This is a genomic window from Formosa sp. F44, assembly GCF_056238645.1.
In genome coordinates, this window is record NZ_JBWDLJ010000006.1 from 75,016 (window position 1) to 92,050 (window position 17,035).

Here is a 17,035-nt window from a genome sequence, read left to right on the forward strand (position 1 = left end):
CGATATTTCTTCACCAACAGTGATGGGGATTTTAAATCTCACTCCAGATTCTTTTTTCGATGGTGGACGCTATAAAAATGAACAAGACATTATTACGCAAGTGGAGACTATGTTGCGCGATGGTGCTACATTTATTGATGTTGGTGCGTATAGCTCTAAACCAAATGCCAATCATGTTAGTGAAGCCGAAGAGCGGTCTCGTATTTTACCTGTCGTAGACTTACTAATTAAAACGTTTCCTAATCTTATATTGTCAATCGATACCTTTAGAAGTGGTATAGCAAAAGTGTGTATTGAAGCCGGAGCATCCATAATTAATGATATTTCTGCCGGTCAATTAGATCCATTAATGCTGGAAACTGTAGGTAAACTAAAGATTCCTTATATTATGATGCATATGCGAGGCACACCACAGAATATGCAAAAACAGACCGATTATAACGATTTGCTAAAAGACATATTGTTTTATTTTTCCGAACGTATTGCTCTAGCAAGACAGCACGGTATTACAGATATTATTGTGGATCCTGGTTTCGGATTCTCGAAAACACGAGAACAAAATTTTGAACTTTTAAATAGATTAGAACTTCTAAATATTACCGAATTACCCATATTAGTTGGTGTATCTCGAAAATCGATGATATATAAAACTTTAGAAAACACGCCCCAAGAAGCATTAAATGGAACTACTGTTTTAAATACTGTTAGCCTTCAAAAAGGCGCTTCTATCCTAAGGGTGCACGATGTAAAAGAAGCAATGGAATGTATAACACTTGTAACCGCTTTAAATCACTAATATGAAACAGATTTTTACATTATTTATACTCGTGTTATGCATGTCTTGCAACATGGATAAAGAATTGCAACTTGCAGAACTAAAACATTCGGAAATAACGGAGATTTTAGATGTTTCTCCAGCGTATGTGTTTTATAATACGAGTGAAAAAGACAGTGTCGAATTAAATAAGCAAAACTTAATTAGTACCACGAACTGGTTGGTAAATGTAGATAAGCGGTTAACATTGCAACAAGCAATTCCCGTTATTATAAGTTTACAAGAAAAAAAGCGAAAATCGTCTCACAAAAAGGAAGGCGTTAAAAATTATTTTACAGCCTTTAATCCTGAAGTTAAGAATCTGCGTTTTATTGAATTCACGAATGTGAATTATCATGTAGACGAAACGGTAGAAGATTATGTGAAGACGTCTGAAGCGCAACCCGAAATACTTACATTTAATTTAAATGGTGCCCAGTTTCAGAATACCGATTATACGGTTGAAGCGTTGGTAGACACCTTAAAATCTAAATCGGATCAACGTCATGCCTTTGTTTTAAATTTTGAAAAAGAGTTGTCGTTTCAGGCCTATATGCATATAAAAGATTTACTTTTAACCATTACAAATGCTTCGGTATTAATCAGTACCAGCGAGTTTATATTTTAGTCTTAAATTGTTACATTTACATAAAATAACTACCCTTTGGAAATCTTTAGTGACCTCTTAAAATTTACATTAATCGACATTATAGATGTCTTTTTAGTCGCCTTCTTGCTTTACTATGTTTACAAACTAGTAAAAGGAACGGTGGCTATAAACATTTTTATAGGGATTGTAATTATTTATATCATTTGGAAGATTACAGAAGCATTGCACATGCAACTCTTAAGTAATATCCTTGGAGGCTTTATTAGCGTTGGGATGTTTGCTTTAATTGTGGTGTTTCAGCAAGAGTTACGTAAATTTTTATTAATGATTGGATCTACTAACTTTAGCAAAAGTAGTCAGTTGTTAAAACAACTCAAATTTTTAAAAACAGAAAGCAACGATGGTACCAATGTAGACGAAATTATATCGGCATGTACCAAAATGGCCTCTACAAATACAGGTGCTTTAATTGTTTTTGAACGTAATAATAATCTCGATTTCTTAGCGCAAACGGGAGATGAAATGAATATTACAGTAACGCAGCCTATTATAGAAAGTATCTTCTTTAAGAATAGTCCGTTGCACGATGGCGCTATTATTATAGCGAATAATATTGTAAAAGCAACACGTGTAATTTTACCTGTTAATAACGAGAAAAACTTACCGCAACGTTTTGGTTTACGCCACAGAGCAGCGGTAGGTGTTTGTGAAAAAACAGATGCTTTAGCGCTTGTGGTAAGTGAAGAAACTGGGCAGATTTCTTACTTTAAAAATGGAGAATTCATTATGTTTGAATCTACCGAAGAATTAAAAACGTTAATTAAAAACGATTTAGTTTAAGCAGATAATTCTTTCATAAACTGTACCTCGTAAAGATTTTTATAATACCCGTTTTCATTTTTAAGCAATTCGGCGTGTGTGCCTTGTTCAACAATTTCACCCGAATCCATAACTATAATTTTATCGGCTTTTATAATGGTTGCTAAACGGTGCGCAATAACTATAGATGTTCTTCCTTTAGTGATTTTATCGGTAGCAGTTTGAATAAGTTGCTCGGAATACGAGTCTACCGAAGAGGTTGCCTCATCTAATATTAAAATACTCGGATTAGTCACATATGCACGTAAGAAAGAAATTAATTGGCGTTGCCCAGAAGACAGCATAACACCACGTTCTTTTACGTTGTAATCGTAACCATTTGGTAAGCTAGCAATAAATTCGTGTACTCCAATATCCTTAGCGGCCTGAATAACCTCCGTTTTGGTAATGCTGGGATTGTTTAATGTGATATTGTTTAAAATGGTATCTGCAAATAAAAACACATCTTGTAATACAACCGCAATTTGAGAGCGTAGAGATTTTAAGGTAAAGGCCTTAATGTCTTTAGAGTCTATTGAAATTACACCCTTATCAATTTCGTAAAAACGATTCAGTAAATTAATAATAGTCGATTTTCCAGCTCCGGTGGCTCCAACAATAGCTACAGTTTGTCCTGCTTTTACTTCAAAAGAAATATCTTTTAAAACCACTTCATTTTCTACATAACTAAAACGCACATTCTTAAAAGAGATATCTCCTTTAAATTGATCTGCGATGTCTGTACCAATATCGTCTATTTGCGATTTTGTGTCGATAACTTTAAATACACGCGTTGCGGCAACCATTCCCATTTGGAAGGTGTTAAACTTATCTGCAATTTGACGTAATGGTCTAAACAACATAGGAATCATCATAACAAATGCTGTTAAGTCTCCTAAGGATGAAGAGTTTCTCATTACCGCATCCAATCCGCCATACCAAGCCACTAAACCAATGGTTATAGAACCGGACAATTCTGCAATAGGGAAGAAGATGGAGTTGTACCAAACTGTTTTTAACCAACCCTTTTTGTGGCGTTCATTAATTTTTGTAAAGTGATCGAATTCGGTGTCTTCTCTTGTAAACAATTGAAGGATTTTCATACCTGTAACGCGCTCCTGTACAAACGAATTTAAGTTAGATATTTCGGTACGTACTTCTTCAAAAGCTTTCTTCATATACTTCTGAAAAACCCGTGTTGCATATAATACCAACGGGAGCATTAAAAATACGATGATACTCAGCTTCCAGTTTATAAAGACCATGACTCCAGCTACGACAACCATGGTTAGAGCGTCTCTAAAGATCATAAATAAACCCTCTCCAAAAATATCTGCTATACGTTCCATATCGGTAACAGAGCGTGTAATAAGAACACCAACCGAAGAATTATCGTAATACTTCATCTTAAAACGAAGCATATGGTTAAATAATTTTACACGAATATCTTTTACTACACTTTGACCTAACCAACCGGAATAATAAATAAAAATTAGCTGAAAAATAACTTCGAAAACCAAAAGGGCTACCATGATTAAAATGTATGGTAAAAAGCCTTCAAGGGTTTTAGTTGCTATATTATTATCTATGGCTTGTTGTAATATATAAGGTCTAACTGCACCAAATATTGCCAATAAAACAACCGAGATAAATACTCCGGCAAACACTTTGTTGTACGGTTTTATATATTCTAGCAAGCGTTTAAATAAACTTAGGTTTACGCTATTTTTTTTATTGTTATCCATTTATATAACTATCGATTCTGGGTAAATAATTTGTGTTAAATATAGGCCTTTAGCGGGTACCGAATATCCTGCTTCACTTCGGTTTTTAGACGAAATAATTCGTGGTATATCGTTTACTTCAAGTTTTCCTAAACCTACATTAATTAGGGTGCCTACAATGGCCCGAACCATATTTCTTAAAAAACGGTCGGCAGTAATGGTAAAGTGTAATTCGTTTTGTACGATCTCTAAGTTTACCGCCATTATATTACAATTATACGTTTTTACGTCGGTATTACTTTTAGAAAAGCATTGAAAATCTTTATACTCCAATAGCATGTTTGCTGCGGTTCTCATGTTTTCAATATGTAATTCGGGTTTAACCCAATAAGCTTCGTTAAAATTAAACACATTTTTTTGAAGCGCAATACGATATAAGTAGGTTCTGCTTTCCGCATGAAAACGTGTATGCGCATCAGGTTTTACGGGGAAAATGCGATGCAAAGCAACGTCCTTTGGTAAATACGAATTCAATTTATAAAGTAATTGAGTGTCGTTAAAGGTACCGTCATAATCAAAGTGTGCATACATTTGTTTGGCATGTACACCTGTATCTGTTCTACCAGCTCCCATAATAGCGATTTTCTCTTTTAAAATAATAGTCAAAGCCTTTTCAATAACTTCTTGTACAGAGATTGCATTAGGCTGGTTTTGCCAACCGTGATAGGCTGTTCCGTTATAAGAAAGTTCTAAAAAATATCTCAAGAATAATCGTATTTTTGTTAGTGAAGCACAAAGATAATTAGTTTTCCTAGTTTGAACTCACAATATTACCTTAATGATAAAAATCCTTCTCCTTTCTGATACCCATAGTTACATTGATGATGACGTATTAAAGTATGTAAAACAAGCCGATGAGGTTTGGCATGCTGGCGATATTGGTAATCTTGAAGTAACTGATGCTATTGAAGCATTAAAACCACTACGTGCCGTTTATGGAAACATAGATGATGCGCAGGTACGACGTGTATTTCCAGAAAATAATCGCTTTATGTGCGAGGGTGTAGATGTTTGGATCACACATATTGGTGGCTATCCAAACCGATATAACATTTTAATAAGAGACGAGATTAGAAATAATCCGCCTAAACTTTTTATCTGCGGACATTCGCATATTTTAAAAGTGATGCCCGATAAAAAATTAGGGCTATTGCATATGAATCCAGGAGCCATAGGGAAACACGGTTTTCATAAGGTACGAACCATGTTACGTTTTACTATAGACGGAACAGAAATAAAAGATTTGGAAGTGATAGAATTTAAAAAATAAAAACCCGAAGCACAACCTTCGGGTTTTTTACACGCACTAATACTACTAAGATAATAGGTTTAACGTAATCGATCTACAGATTTTACAAGATCCTCATCCTTTTTAATGGCTTTATTAGCTAACACTAATAATACGATAGAAATTATAGGAAGGAACATCCCAATACCTTTCTCAGAAACGTTAGTTTCTCCAGATAAGTTTAGAGACTGATACACGAAAAAGCCTAGTAAAAAAAAGTTTAATATGATGTTTAGACGACCCAATACAAATTGGAGCTTTCTATTTGAATACATGAATATAGATACTAAAGATAATAGTGCAGAACCTAAAAACAAGCCTAATGCGATTAAATTATCGGTTGCATATACTAAAACACCTTCTGTATTTGTCCATAAATTAAAGACAAATATGAGTCCGCAACTTACAATAGCGGCTAATAAAAGGTAGATAGTTTGTATACGTTGTATCATTCGTTTTTTATAAACTAGACCACAAAAATAGCAGTTTCTTTGAGAATATTAGTATAAAATATTAAAATAAAAGTTGTATAATTGCAATAACAATGTACAACACTCTTTGTTTTAGATTGTTAATTCTTCAGAATAAGATCAAATTTTCTTCAGAATAATTCAATATTTAAATTCTAATCAAATATTCAATTGAACATCAATGTTTGAAATCTCTCAATTAAAAGAAATGAAGCTTCCTGAGTTGCAGGAAATAGCGAAAAAATTAAATATTCCTAAGTTTCGGACTCTTAAAAAACTAGATTTAGTATATCAAGTATTAGATCACCAAGCAACTAACCCTAAGGCTGTTATAGAAGTTAAGACGGTTGCAACAGATACCGCGGCACCTCAAGAAGAGGATGCTTCAAAACCTAAACGCGAACGTGTAAAAAAACGTGTACCTGCAAAAGCGGTAAAACCAAATACAAAACAAAAACCAAAAACTGAAGAAGCCCCTGTTTCTGAAGTTAAAGATGTAGCAGAGGAGGCTCCGAAACCAGCGCCTGTAAAAAGACAACCTGCTCGCAAGCCTAACCCAAGACCAGCAGCGAAAGCTCCTCAAGCCAAAGACGACAATGCTGCCACTCCAAGTAAAGAAGATAAAGGCCCAAAGCCTTCTAATGCTCCTAAAAAAGAGAATCAGCCAAACCGTCCGAAAAGAGACAATTCAAATCAGAAGAAAGATGGTCCTAATCCAAGACAAAATAACAAGTCTAACGGAAACCAGCATCCTTCAAATAATGGAAATAAAGATAGTAGAAACCGCTACAGAGAACCAGAATATGAGTTCGATGCAATTATTGAGAGTGAAGGGGTTTTAGACATTATGCAAGATGGATATGGTTTTTTAAGATCATCCGACTATAACTATTTATCATCTCCAGATGATATTTATGTATCACAATCTCAGATTCGTTTATTCGGATTAAAAACGGGAGACACCGTTCTTGGTCAGGTAAGACCACCAAAAGAAGGTGAAAAGTACTTCCCTTTAATTAAAGTTAGTAAAATTAACGGTCAGAATCCTAATGTCGTTAGAGACCGTGTATCTTTCGAACACTTGACACCATTATTTCCACAAGAGAAATTTATATTAGCAGAAAAGCAAAGTACCATTTCTACGCGTATCATGGATTTATTTTGTCCGATTGGTAAAGGACAACGTGGTATGATAGTGTCGCAACCTAAAACGGGTAAGACGATGTTATTAAAAGACATCGCAAATGCTATTGCAGCGAATCACCCAGAAGTATATCAGATTATTTTATTAATAGATGAACGTCCGGAAGAGGTTACAGACATGCAACGTAACGTACGCGGTGAAGTTGTAGCATCTACATTTGATAAAGAAGCACACGAACACGTAAAGATTGCCAACATTGTTTTAGAGAAAGCAAAACGTTTGGTAGAATGTGGTCACGATGTTGTGATTTTATTAGATTCGATTACGCGTTTAGCACGTGCTTATAACACGGTACAACCTGCATCTGGTAAAATATTAAGTGGTGGTGTAGATGCGAATGCATTACACAAACCAAAACGTTTCTTTGGAGCGGCACGTAATATTGAAAATGGAGGTTCTTTATCTATAATTGCTACGGCACTTACAGACACAGGTTCTAAAATGGACGAAGTAATTTTCGAAGAATTTAAAGGAACTGGTAACATGGAACTACAATTGGATAGACGTATTGCTAACCGTAGAATTTTCCCTGCTATCGATTTAATTTCATCAAGTACCCGTCGTGACGATATCTTATTAGATGAAACGACTATACAACGTATGTGGATTATGCGTAAATACCTAGCCGATATGAATCCTGTTGAAGCTATGGAATTTATTAATGATAGGTTTAAGAAAACAAGAAATAACGAGGAGTTTTTAATTTCTATGAATAGTTAAACAAAACGCTTAAAAGTATTATATATAAAAGCGGTTATCTTAATTAAGATAACCGCTTTTTGCATGTCTAAGTTTTTTATTTGTAAATGGTTTTACAACATTAAAATCGCCCACATAATATATTATATAGGCGATTTCTATATATATAAGTTATGCTGTTGCAGCTAACGAATTTTGGTTGTCCTGGTATTGTTTCGGACTACAATTGTACTTTTCTTTAAATATTTTAGAGAAGTAACTTCTACTTGTTAACCCAACAGTATAAACAATTTCTGAAATGTTTAAGTCTGAAGTTTTAATTAAATCTTCGGCAGTTTCTACACGTACGTTTCTAATAAAATCGGTTACCGTTCTATCGTGTAATAATTTAAAACCTTCTTGTAATTTTGAAGGTGTTAAGCCTGATTTAGAACTTAAATACTTTAGAGTGTATTGTTTTTCAGGGTAATTTTTAATGAAAACAGAAAGGTCTTTAATAATTTCCATTTCCTCTTTATTTAACGATCCGAACTGGTTACTCGCATGTCTAAGATCGTCTGTATGTTGTTGTATTTCTAATGCTAATATGGTTTGTACTGTACTTTCAATTAGTAAGCGTCTCACTACACCTTCTTGGTTTATAGCTTCTAATTGTTCAATTTTTTCAGATATTTTTAAATTGTAAGATCCAAAATATGTGAAATTAGTGTTGTCGCCTTCTGGTTTAAAAATTTCGTCTAACTTAGAGTTTAACTCATTATTTTTAACAGATACCTCATCTGTGCTCACTACAATTGTAGAAAACTTATAAGTCATATCCTTTTTAAAGTGATATACGTTATTAACCGATTCTGCACTTCTTAAAATGGCGGTCTGAAAAGCATCCAATGTATTTGTTTCACCCTCTACAGAGAAACTATGTTCTACATGTCCTTCTGAACAATACGTGAAATACACCGGAGACGATTTTAAAATAGTATTTACTAACTTAATGTCTCTTTTAAACTCAATATCAAAAGCGATATATGTAATGCTCTTTTTAACACTAATCGCGCTAATAGTACCTTGAGCTAAATCATTATCAACAGTTAAAACGTTTTCGTGATTAAGTGAAGAAATAGTTCCTCCAATTTTAGCTTGAAGATCGTTAATCATTTTACTAGCAGAAGTCGATTTTATATATAAGGTTTTCATGAGTTTTTGTTTTAAGTTAAAAATGGTCTTTAATTTTTTCGCTGGTTACTCGAATACTTTTAAATGTGGTTCGGTCTTTGCTTTGATGTTACGCGTTGCGTCGAATTATCTAAGCTGTTTAACATGGCGTTTATATTTGGAAGTTTGAAATTTGCAACTTTCTTAATTCTTCCGACGCGAGCATATTGTTTTGAAGTTGGTTTCATATTATAATAGATTTAGTTTTTAATAATTGATATGTCAAAATTCAGAAAAAAGCAGAGGGTTCGTGTTACAGAATTTTCAGATTGTGTTATATAATTTTACGAAAACAGGGTTAAGTGGTTGTTTCGTAATGTTTTATGTGTGGTAGGTGAAGACATGAAAAAGCCCAACTATTAACATTAATTAACAATTGGGCAATGTGTTTTAAACTTAAAAGCGACTTTAGGTTATATAATTATAGTCGCATTATAAAGTTTTCTTTGTTCAGATTAGAGGTATTGTATTGCCAATTTATCTGCAGTACTTTTTCTATAACCGATTTTAATTTTGAAAAATCGTTTGGCTTATTAATATATATATTAGCACCATTAACGAAGGTTTCATCTATATCATTATCTGATGATGAGGTGGAATAAATCGCAATAGACAATTCTTTTAAATGATCTGTTGTTCTTATTTCTTGCAAGCATTCTAATCCGTTTTTTACAGGCATGTTTAAATCTAAAAACACGACTTGCGGTAGAATACAATTGGGTTGTAATAGGAAATCCATAAACTTCTGTCCGTTCTCAAAAAGGGACAGTTCAGTTTTAATATGAATTTGGTCTATAGCCTCTTTAAATAGGAAGCGATCGTCTTCATCGTCATCCACCAAGGCAACTTTTAATTTTTGTAAGTTCATAAAAAGTAGTAAAATTTACAACAATGTTTTGGCTTACAATGTGTTATAAATAGCATTAAGTTAAATTCCTATTAAACTAATTTGTAAAAGGGAGAAGCTAATTTACAAATTAATTCAATTCGAATTTATAAAAAATGCATTATGGCTAAGAAATATCTGTAGGAATGTAAATATTAAATGTAACTCCTTTATTTTCTTCACCTTGAGCGAATATAAATCCGTCGTGATTTTCTACAATCTTCTTAACTATGGCCAATCCAATTCCTGTACCTTCGTATGCCGTTCTAGTATGTAAACGTTCGAAAACTTCAAATATTTTTTCTCCATATTCAGGATCAAAACCAATACCGTTGTCTGATATTCTTATATGGCAATATTCACCATCTGCAGTAAGTTGTTCTAACTTAAATGTAGATCCCTTATCGATAACACTATCTATTTTAATAACTGGAGGTACACCTTCGCGAGCAAATTTTATAGAATTATTTATAAGGTTATTCATAAGTTGAATAAACTGGAATGGTATGATATAAGCGGTGCATAACTCTCCAATCTCTATCGTTACATTATGTTCTTTAATTAATTCTTTTAAATCAATTTTTACTTCGTCTAGTACAGTATTTAAATCTGTTTTTTCAAAGGTCCGTGTCGAGGTGTTTGTTCTAGAGTATGTAAGTAAGTCCTTAATTAAAACTTGCATACGGTGCGCGGCATTCTGCATGCGATTAAAGTAATTGGTTCCTGTTTCGGACAGATTATCTTTCTCAAGGTCTAAAATGCGAGACGAGAATATTTGAATCTTACGAAGCGGTTCTTGTAAATCGTGACTTGAAATATAGGCGAAAGACTGCAATTCTTCGTTCATGCGTTGTAATTCTTCTATCGAAGATTCTAACTTTTCATTGGCTTCTCCCAAAAGTTTGGTACGTTCTTTTACCTGGCGTTCTAACTCTTGTAAGAACATTTTCTGATCCTGAATGTCTGTACTAGTTCCCACCCAACGTTGTATTTGTCCTTTCTCGTCACGTTGCGGAATGGCACGACTTAATTGCCATCTGTATTGGCCGTCGTATCTTATAAATCGGTGTTCGAAAATAAAATCTTCACCAGTTTCTATAGCTCTTCTCCATAGAAATTCATTTTCGGCCTTATCGTCTGGATGTACAATTGTTAACCAATTCGACGGATTTAAAGTCTCGGGTGTATGCCCTGTATAATCGTAAACAGTCTGGTTGTAGTAATCTAAAACGCCGTCTGTATTGGCAGTCCATATTTTTTGAGGCATAGAATCTGCTAGAAGTCGGAATTTTTGTTCGTTGTCTTTTAGCTCTTGCTCGTTACGTTTTTCTAACGTTATTTCCCTAAGTGTTCCAAATAACTTAGTAGGCTTTCCTTTATCATCGTAAAAAACTTTTCCGTGTGTACGAATCCATATAATAGAATTGTCTTTTTTTCTAGTACGTACTTCGTAAAAATACGTTCCCGTTTTTAGTGCTTTTTTAAAAGCGGGAATTAAAATCGTGTCTAGGTCTTCTGGAACCGTTCGGCTTCTTATAAACTCTTTAGTTAAGGTGTCGCTTTCTGGGTAGCCTAAAATATGTGGTAAGCGTTTACTATGAGAGAGCGATTTGCTTTGTAAATCTAATTCCCAAGTGGCAAGTTCTGCGGCTTCGGTAGCAATGCGCAAACGGGTTTCGGTTTTTTCAATACGTTTTCTGGACGTTACTTTTTCGGTTACATCTACGGCAGTAATGATAAGCCCTGTTACAATATGGTCGGCTTCGTAAATGGGAGAATAGTCAAAATCGAAATAAAACTTTCGCACACCATCTTTACCTTCTATGGTGGCTAAGGCTTCTTTTTCGCTATGTGGTTGTCCTGTTTTGTAGACCTTATCTAAAAGGGAAGGGAATTTCTGATGCTCTAATTCCGGGAATACATCTAATAATTTTTGATCTATACAACTGTCGTAATCCTTTCTCCAAATATTGTTTAGCATGGTGTCGTTGGCAATCTTTATAATGTGATCTGGCCCGTGAAACACGGCTATGGGTACAGGACTTTGCAGTACTAGATTTTTAAATCTATTTTCACTTTCATAAACAGATTGCTTGGCTGTAACAGAATCTGTAACTTCTGTAGTTGCTAAAATTAATCCGGTAATAACTTCGTTTTCGTCTTTTATTGCTTCACCTAAAAAATTATAGTAGTGTATTTTGGATGTATCGTTTTGCGATAAACTTATAGGGATTTCTGCCAATTGGAAACTTTTACCTGTTTCTAATGTTTTTAGAATTTCCGATTTTAAATCGAATGGCGTTTGTGGCAGGGCATCTTCAAAACTGTCGCCAACGGCAACTTTATAATTTTTATTAAATAGTTTTCTGTATTTCCAGTTAATGGTGTCTATTAATTTTGTTCTGGAAGAGATAATTAAAACTCCAATTGGAGCTTGCTTAACAATATTGGTAAATCGAGATGTGAGCTTGCTTAATTTTCTACTCGCTTTAAATTTAGTAGTATCATCTTGGCAAGATACGAGTACACCTTCTGCTAGATTTTCTTGTTTTTGTAAAGGAATAAAATGAAATGTCCAATACGTTTTATTCTGACCTTCAAATTTAATTTCTAAATCCTCTATGCTTAGCGGTTCTCGAGCGTTTAAAGTTTTTTCTAATGGATGAATTAATTCAAAAAGTATTTCGGAAGTTATACGCTTAAAAGATTTACCAAGATAATCATGATTGTTATTCTCCGCAAGAAAGGCATCGTAAAATGCTTGATTATAAAAGAAAAGTAAATCGTCTCCCCAGCATAAAAATTGAGGCTGTTGGTTTTGTAACAGCATATTTAAAGTGAATATTAAATGCTGTGGCCATGTTTTGACTGTATCTGAAAATGCTTTAGAATTTAACAGCTTTCCGATTTCGGAATGTGGGAGTAGTCTATGTTCTGTTGTGCTCATGCTATAAGTATTAGGCTAAAAGGGTATTGAACTTAAAAACCTTCAAAATAATATTTGAAGGTTTTTAATCATAAGTTAATATAATGTTCAAGGTAATAAATTTCTTGATTTTTCTCAATAAGATTAATTATTATCATCTATTAACTTTTTTTCTAGGGCACTGTATGTCTTTTGTATCGCTTGTTCGATAGATTCTTCGTGAGCTACAACATAGATACTCGATTTTTGAGTGTCAAGTTTTATTTCGCAAATACTATCTATTTCGTTCGTTTTATTTTCAACTTTAAAGAACACATTAGCGCTAATAACAATTGGGAACTTTCTCGCTAAAGGATTTAATTTTTCTTCGACTAAATATTCAAAATAGTTATTTCTTGGTATGTTCACATATTCAAATTGTAGTTCCATAACCAGATAATTTAGAGTTTATTCTTATATTACTAGGATACAAAGCTAAACAGAATTAAGACTGTGCTTTGACTTAAACACATTTTAGATGTGCTCAAATGATAAATTTTTGTTAAAAATATTAAAGGAATAGATTTTGTAGACTATCTCAGTTCATATAAAATATATACTTTTATAAAGTAAAACAGTTGAAACAATTTATATGGCACATATATTTAATGATAAATTTAAGATAAAAGATTTTCCGTATTTGCTAAAGGAAACATTTAAAAGATGGATGGCAAGCGACCCTTGGCGTTTAAGCGCTATTATAGCCTATTACTCTATATTATCGCTACCGGGACTTTTGGTAATAATAATAAATGTAATTGGATCTATTTGGGGAACGGCCATTGTTGAAGGGGAATTAACAGAACAAATTTCCAGCGCCTTAGGTCACGATGCCGCCGAATCGATTACCACAATGATTCAGGAAACTCAGAATACAAGTCGGAACGTGTGGTCGACTATAGTGGGAATTGCCACCTTGCTTTTTGCGTCGACGGGGGTGTTTTATCAATTGCAATTATCTTTAAACGATGTTTGGGATATTGAAATGAAACCAGGTTCGCCGTTTAAGCATATTTTAATAAGTCGTGCCCGTGGATTTGCCTTTATTCTTGTGGTAGGATTTTTACTTTTAGTGAGTCTTGTTGTGTCTGCGGGAATATCAATTCTAAATGATTATATTCAAAGGGTGTTTCCTAGTGAGGTTTTATATGCGGCCTATGCCATAGATTTAAGTGTGTCTATAACCATAATATCGGCACTGTTTTCTCTTATGTTTAAATATTTACCAGATGCTAAAATTCCATGGAAAAGCGTATGGTCTGGAGGCTTTTTAACAGCTGTTTTATTTGTTATAGGGCAATCGTTGTTAGGTTATTATTTTACTAAAGCCGATCCAGGTTCTACTTATGGTGCAGCAGGTACAGTGGTATTAATGCTACTTTGGGTGTCATACTCTTGCCTGATCTTGTTTTTCGGGGCCCAATTTACTTGGGTGTATGCTAAACACTACACCATCGATATTTCGCCTACCAAACATGCGCAAATTAAAACAGATAAATAATAACAAAGAACCCCGCTAAAAATAATATTTAGCGGGGTTCTACCTATAAAAATTAACTAACAAAATTTTACCAATTATTGATTTCGTCGCGAAGCTCTTCTTTTGTCTTCCCTGTTTTTTCTTGAAGTTTTCCAACCATTTCGTCGAACTGTCCTTCTGAATATGTAAGATCATCGTCGGTTACTTTACCGTACTTCTGTTTAAACTGACCTTTAATTTGTTTCCATTTTCCTTCTATCTGATCGTTATTCATGATTATATGTTTTATGGTTATTACTGATGTAAAATTATCTCAAATCTAAACGGTACATTACCTGTTTTACTTTAATTTTTAACGCAATCACAAATTGTGATTCTCTTAAGAGTAAGTCTTCTTTATGTGGGCATCTCACTACTATATATGGTCGCGTAACGTTGTGTGTTACAGCTAAGATTTGATGGTTTTGAATTAATTAAATAAGAATCTTATGGCGATATTTGGTGTTAAATAAATTTAAAATCATTGTCATGGGAGATAGACCAAGAATTAAGAATGAAGCACAGTACGATGCCTTACGTGACCAAGGATATAGTAAAGAGAAATCTGCACGTATAGCAAATTCTCCAAATGCTGGGAAGCGTGGGGGAGAAGCAAGTGCTTATGAAGATCGGACTAAGTCCGAATTGTACGAGCAAGCGAAAGACCTGGATATTGAAGGCCGTTCTAAGATGAGTAAAGACGAATTAATTTCTGCTTTACGTAATCATTAAGAATAATAGACTACATTAAATAACTCATTTACACTTATAAACACATGCGAAAACGAATCTCTCCAAGTATAATAAGACAAATATTTGTTTTATTACTCATTTGCTTTTTTGGGATCATTATTATTATAGAATTAATTCCATATTTATCCGGAGTTTTGGGAGCCATAACATTTTTCGTTTTGCTACAAAAGCCAATGACTTTCTTGGTTAAAAAGAAAGGGTGGAAACCTTCTATAGCAGCCGTTGTGCTATTAATAATATCCTTCATCGGAATATTAATTCCGATAGCGGGAACGGGTTTGCTATTAGGGAGCCGTGTAGAAAAAGCCATCTCAAAATCTGAGAGTTTTATAAGTACAATTGAAGAGCAAGCTTCCAGTTGGGAGCAGAAAATGGGATACGATTTTACATCTAATATAGATACGTCTTCCATCTCGACTTGGTTGTCGCAGAATGTGCCAGATGTATTGGGATCTACTTTTAATGTGTTTATTGCCATTGCCTTAATGTATTTTATGTTGTATTTTATGTTGAGTAATAAAAAGGCTTTGCAAAATGCGATGTTAGACTATATACCTTTAAGTAACGAGAACTTACGAATTATTGGTAACGATAGTTTAGCCATGGTAAAATCTAATGCCATTGGTATTCCGTTAGTAGCATTTGCTCAAGGTATAGTGGCTTTAATTGGTTTTTTTATCTTTAATATTCAGGATCCGTTTTTTTGGGCCGTTATTGTTTTTGTGGGTTCTATGATTCCTTTTATAGGAACTTTACTAGGGACATTACCCGTTTTTATTCTAACCTATATGAATGGAGATACCGGTCAAGCATGGGGAATTTTGGCCTACGGACTTATTGTAATTAGTTCTACCGATAATTTACTGCGCTTGGTTATTTTAAAACGTTTAGACGATGTCCATCCGTTAATAACACTCTTCGGAGTTCTTGTGGGAGTGCCACTTTTCGGCTTTATTGGTCTTGTATTTGGTCCTTTATTAATCAGTCTGTTTTTACTTATACTTAGAATTTATAAGCAAAAATACGGTAAGGAGGATGAGAGTACACATGAGAAACGATTATAACAAATTAAATGGAGGCGAGACTTCAAATTTAAACTGAAGAACACCTCTTTAAATGAACTTTTATGAATGAAAATCATTCCGCTTCAGTTCATTTATAATTTAAAAAAATAAGAATCATGTTTTATCAAATATCGAATATTGCAAATAGAGTTTCTGTTGAAGATACACTTTCGGCAAAATTCAAATTTCCGCACTTATATAAACCTAGAAAAAGAATAGATGGCACTGCAGAAAGTGTATTGCCTATACTTACAGCTAAAGATAATAAGCACTTACAATATGCCATATGGGGCATGTTACCCGAATCTTTTAGGGGCGATTGGAAACCTTATCAGAATAATCAGAATACGTTAAATATTAAAACAGGGACACTAAAAAAACATTTAGAGTTTTATAGAGATAGCGAAGTTAAACGCTGTTTGGTTCCCATGACAGGCTATATGGATTTTAGTATGTCGGAAGGAGAAGTGACTCCTTTCTTTGTAAATCATACTAAAAACACTCCTTTTTGTGTGGCTGGAATTTATAATCAATTAGAAGATGGATTTTTTACCTTTTCCATTATTATACAAGATCATTTAGGTGAACATTCAAATTCCATTTCTAAATTCCAACCTGCCATTCTAAAAAGAGAACTTCACGATCGGTGGTTAAATCCTAAAATAGATACGCTACATGCTTTAGAACTTCTTGAAGAATCGCACGATTATATTTTAAACCGATTTCCAACCTCTACACATCTATTATTAAATTGTGCTTCTGAGGGTCAGGAAGATGAAGAGGAACTTGGGCTGGAAGACGCCGTTTAAAGCGGGTTTCTTATTTGGGTTAAGTTTAAAAGTGATACAGTTAAATGGAGCTTCGGTATTCCTATACCTTTACAGTATCGAAATAGAGTAACAACTATTT

General features: G+C 33.9%; 17 protein-coding genes. 9 read left to right on the forward strand and 8 right to left on the reverse strand.

Going from position 1 to position 17,035, the window contains the following annotated elements; all coding sequences use genetic code 11:
• Positions 1-22: 22 nt before the first annotated feature.
• The 3 genes from folP to AC0UBM_RS16885 are packed head-to-tail and all read left to right on the forward strand — an operon-like array spanning position 23 to position 2,264.
• Positions 23-796, forward strand: coding sequence for a dihydropteroate synthase (gene folP, locus AC0UBM_RS16875; RefSeq protein ID WP_475689462.1), 774 nt, complete (start codon positions 23-25; stop codon positions 794-796).
• A gap of 1 nt (position 797) precedes the next feature.
• Complete coding sequence (locus AC0UBM_RS16880) at positions 798-1,442, forward strand: hypothetical protein (protein WP_414035209.1); 645 nt, start codon at positions 798-800, stop codon at positions 1,440-1,442.
• Positions 1,443-1,478: 36 nt separating this feature from the next.
• The gene (locus AC0UBM_RS16885) at positions 1,479-2,264 is read left to right on the forward strand and encodes a diadenylate cyclase (protein ID WP_382384629.1); all 786 of its coding nucleotides are present in this window, start codon (positions 1,479-1,481) and stop codon (positions 2,262-2,264) included.
• Here the strand turns inward: AC0UBM_RS16885 and AC0UBM_RS16890 are convergent.
• Both AC0UBM_RS16890 and truA read right to left on the reverse strand, forming a co-directional pair.
• Complete coding sequence (locus AC0UBM_RS16890; RefSeq protein ID WP_414035210.1) at positions 2,261-4,027, reverse strand: ABC transporter ATP-binding protein; 1,767 nt, start codon at positions 4,025-4,027, stop codon at positions 2,261-2,263. The genes AC0UBM_RS16885 and AC0UBM_RS16890 overlap by 4 nt on opposite strands.
• Positions 4,028-4,771 (reverse strand): tRNA pseudouridine(38-40) synthase TruA, encoded by a 744-nt coding sequence (gene truA, locus AC0UBM_RS16895; RefSeq protein ID WP_475689414.1) that lies wholly within the window; start codon positions 4,769-4,771, stop codon positions 4,028-4,030.
• Between the two features lie 73 nt (positions 4,772-4,844).
• On the opposite strand from truA, the gene AC0UBM_RS16900 reads away from it, so the two are divergent.
• Positions 4,845-5,336, forward strand: a complete 492-nt coding sequence (locus AC0UBM_RS16900; RefSeq protein ID WP_414035212.1) for a metallophosphoesterase family protein — start codon at positions 4,845-4,847, stop codon at positions 5,334-5,336.
• Positions 5,337-5,395: 59 nt separating this feature from the next.
• On the opposite strand, the gene AC0UBM_RS16905 is transcribed toward AC0UBM_RS16900, so the two are convergent.
• Positions 5,396-5,806 (reverse strand): DUF4293 domain-containing protein, encoded by a 411-nt coding sequence (locus AC0UBM_RS16905; protein ID WP_414035213.1) that lies wholly within the window; start codon positions 5,804-5,806, stop codon positions 5,396-5,398.
• Between the two features lie 199 nt (positions 5,807-6,005).
• Here AC0UBM_RS16905 and rho point away from each other — a divergent pair, with 199 nt between their 5' ends.
• On the forward strand, positions 6,006-7,748 hold the full coding sequence (gene rho, locus AC0UBM_RS16910; protein ID WP_475689415.1) for a transcription termination factor Rho: 1,743 nt from the start codon (positions 6,006-6,008) through the stop codon (positions 7,746-7,748).
• 150 nt (positions 7,749-7,898) lie between these two features.
• Here rho and AC0UBM_RS16915 read toward each other — a convergent pair whose 3' ends face one another.
• The 4 genes from AC0UBM_RS16915 to AC0UBM_RS16930 form a co-directional block, all read right to left on the reverse strand.
• Complete coding sequence (locus AC0UBM_RS16915) at positions 7,899-8,921, reverse strand: helix-turn-helix domain-containing protein (RefSeq protein ID WP_414035215.1); 1,023 nt, start codon at positions 8,919-8,921, stop codon at positions 7,899-7,901.
• A 439-nt stretch (positions 8,922-9,360) separates the two neighbouring features.
• Positions 9,361-9,807 (reverse strand): response regulator, encoded by a 447-nt coding sequence (locus AC0UBM_RS16920; protein WP_414035216.1) that lies wholly within the window; start codon positions 9,805-9,807, stop codon positions 9,361-9,363.
• A gap of 145 nt (positions 9,808-9,952) precedes the next feature.
• Entirely contained in the window at positions 9,953-12,772 is a 2,820-nt protein-coding gene (locus AC0UBM_RS16925; RefSeq protein WP_475689416.1) for a PAS domain-containing sensor histidine kinase, read from the reverse strand.
• A gap of 123 nt (positions 12,773-12,895) precedes the next feature.
• A complete protein-coding gene (locus AC0UBM_RS16930) occupies positions 12,896-13,180 on the reverse strand; it encodes an HPF/RaiA family ribosome-associated protein (RefSeq protein ID WP_414035218.1) in 285 nt (94 codons plus the stop codon).
• A gap of 202 nt (positions 13,181-13,382) precedes the next feature.
• Between AC0UBM_RS16930 and AC0UBM_RS16935 the strand changes: the two genes are divergently transcribed.
• The gene (locus AC0UBM_RS16935; RefSeq protein WP_434036785.1) at positions 13,383-14,291 is read left to right on the forward strand and encodes a YihY/virulence factor BrkB family protein; all 909 of its coding nucleotides are present in this window, start codon (positions 13,383-13,385) and stop codon (positions 14,289-14,291) included.
• Between the two features lie 67 nt (positions 14,292-14,358).
• Here AC0UBM_RS16935 and AC0UBM_RS16940 read toward each other — a convergent pair whose 3' ends face one another.
• Complete coding sequence (locus tag AC0UBM_RS16940; protein WP_414035220.1) at positions 14,359-14,544, reverse strand: CsbD family protein; 186 nt, start codon at positions 14,542-14,544, stop codon at positions 14,359-14,361.
• Positions 14,545-14,798: 254 nt separating this feature from the next.
• Here AC0UBM_RS16940 and AC0UBM_RS16945 point away from each other — a divergent pair, with 254 nt between their 5' ends.
• From AC0UBM_RS16945 to AC0UBM_RS16955, 3 genes are all read left to right on the forward strand, one after another.
• Positions 14,799-15,041, forward strand: coding sequence for a DUF7218 family protein (locus tag AC0UBM_RS16945; RefSeq protein WP_475689417.1), 243 nt, complete (start codon positions 14,799-14,801; stop codon positions 15,039-15,041).
• Positions 15,042-15,085: 44 nt separating this feature from the next.
• Entirely contained in the window at positions 15,086-16,126 is a 1,041-nt protein-coding gene (locus tag AC0UBM_RS16950) for an AI-2E family transporter (RefSeq protein WP_475689418.1), read from the forward strand.
• A gap of 116 nt (positions 16,127-16,242) precedes the next feature.
• Positions 16,243-16,935: an SOS response-associated peptidase family protein gene (locus AC0UBM_RS16955; protein ID WP_475689419.1), complete on the forward strand. Its 693-nt coding sequence runs from the start codon at positions 16,243-16,245 to the stop codon at positions 16,933-16,935.
• Positions 16,936-17,035: the final 100 nt, after the last annotated feature.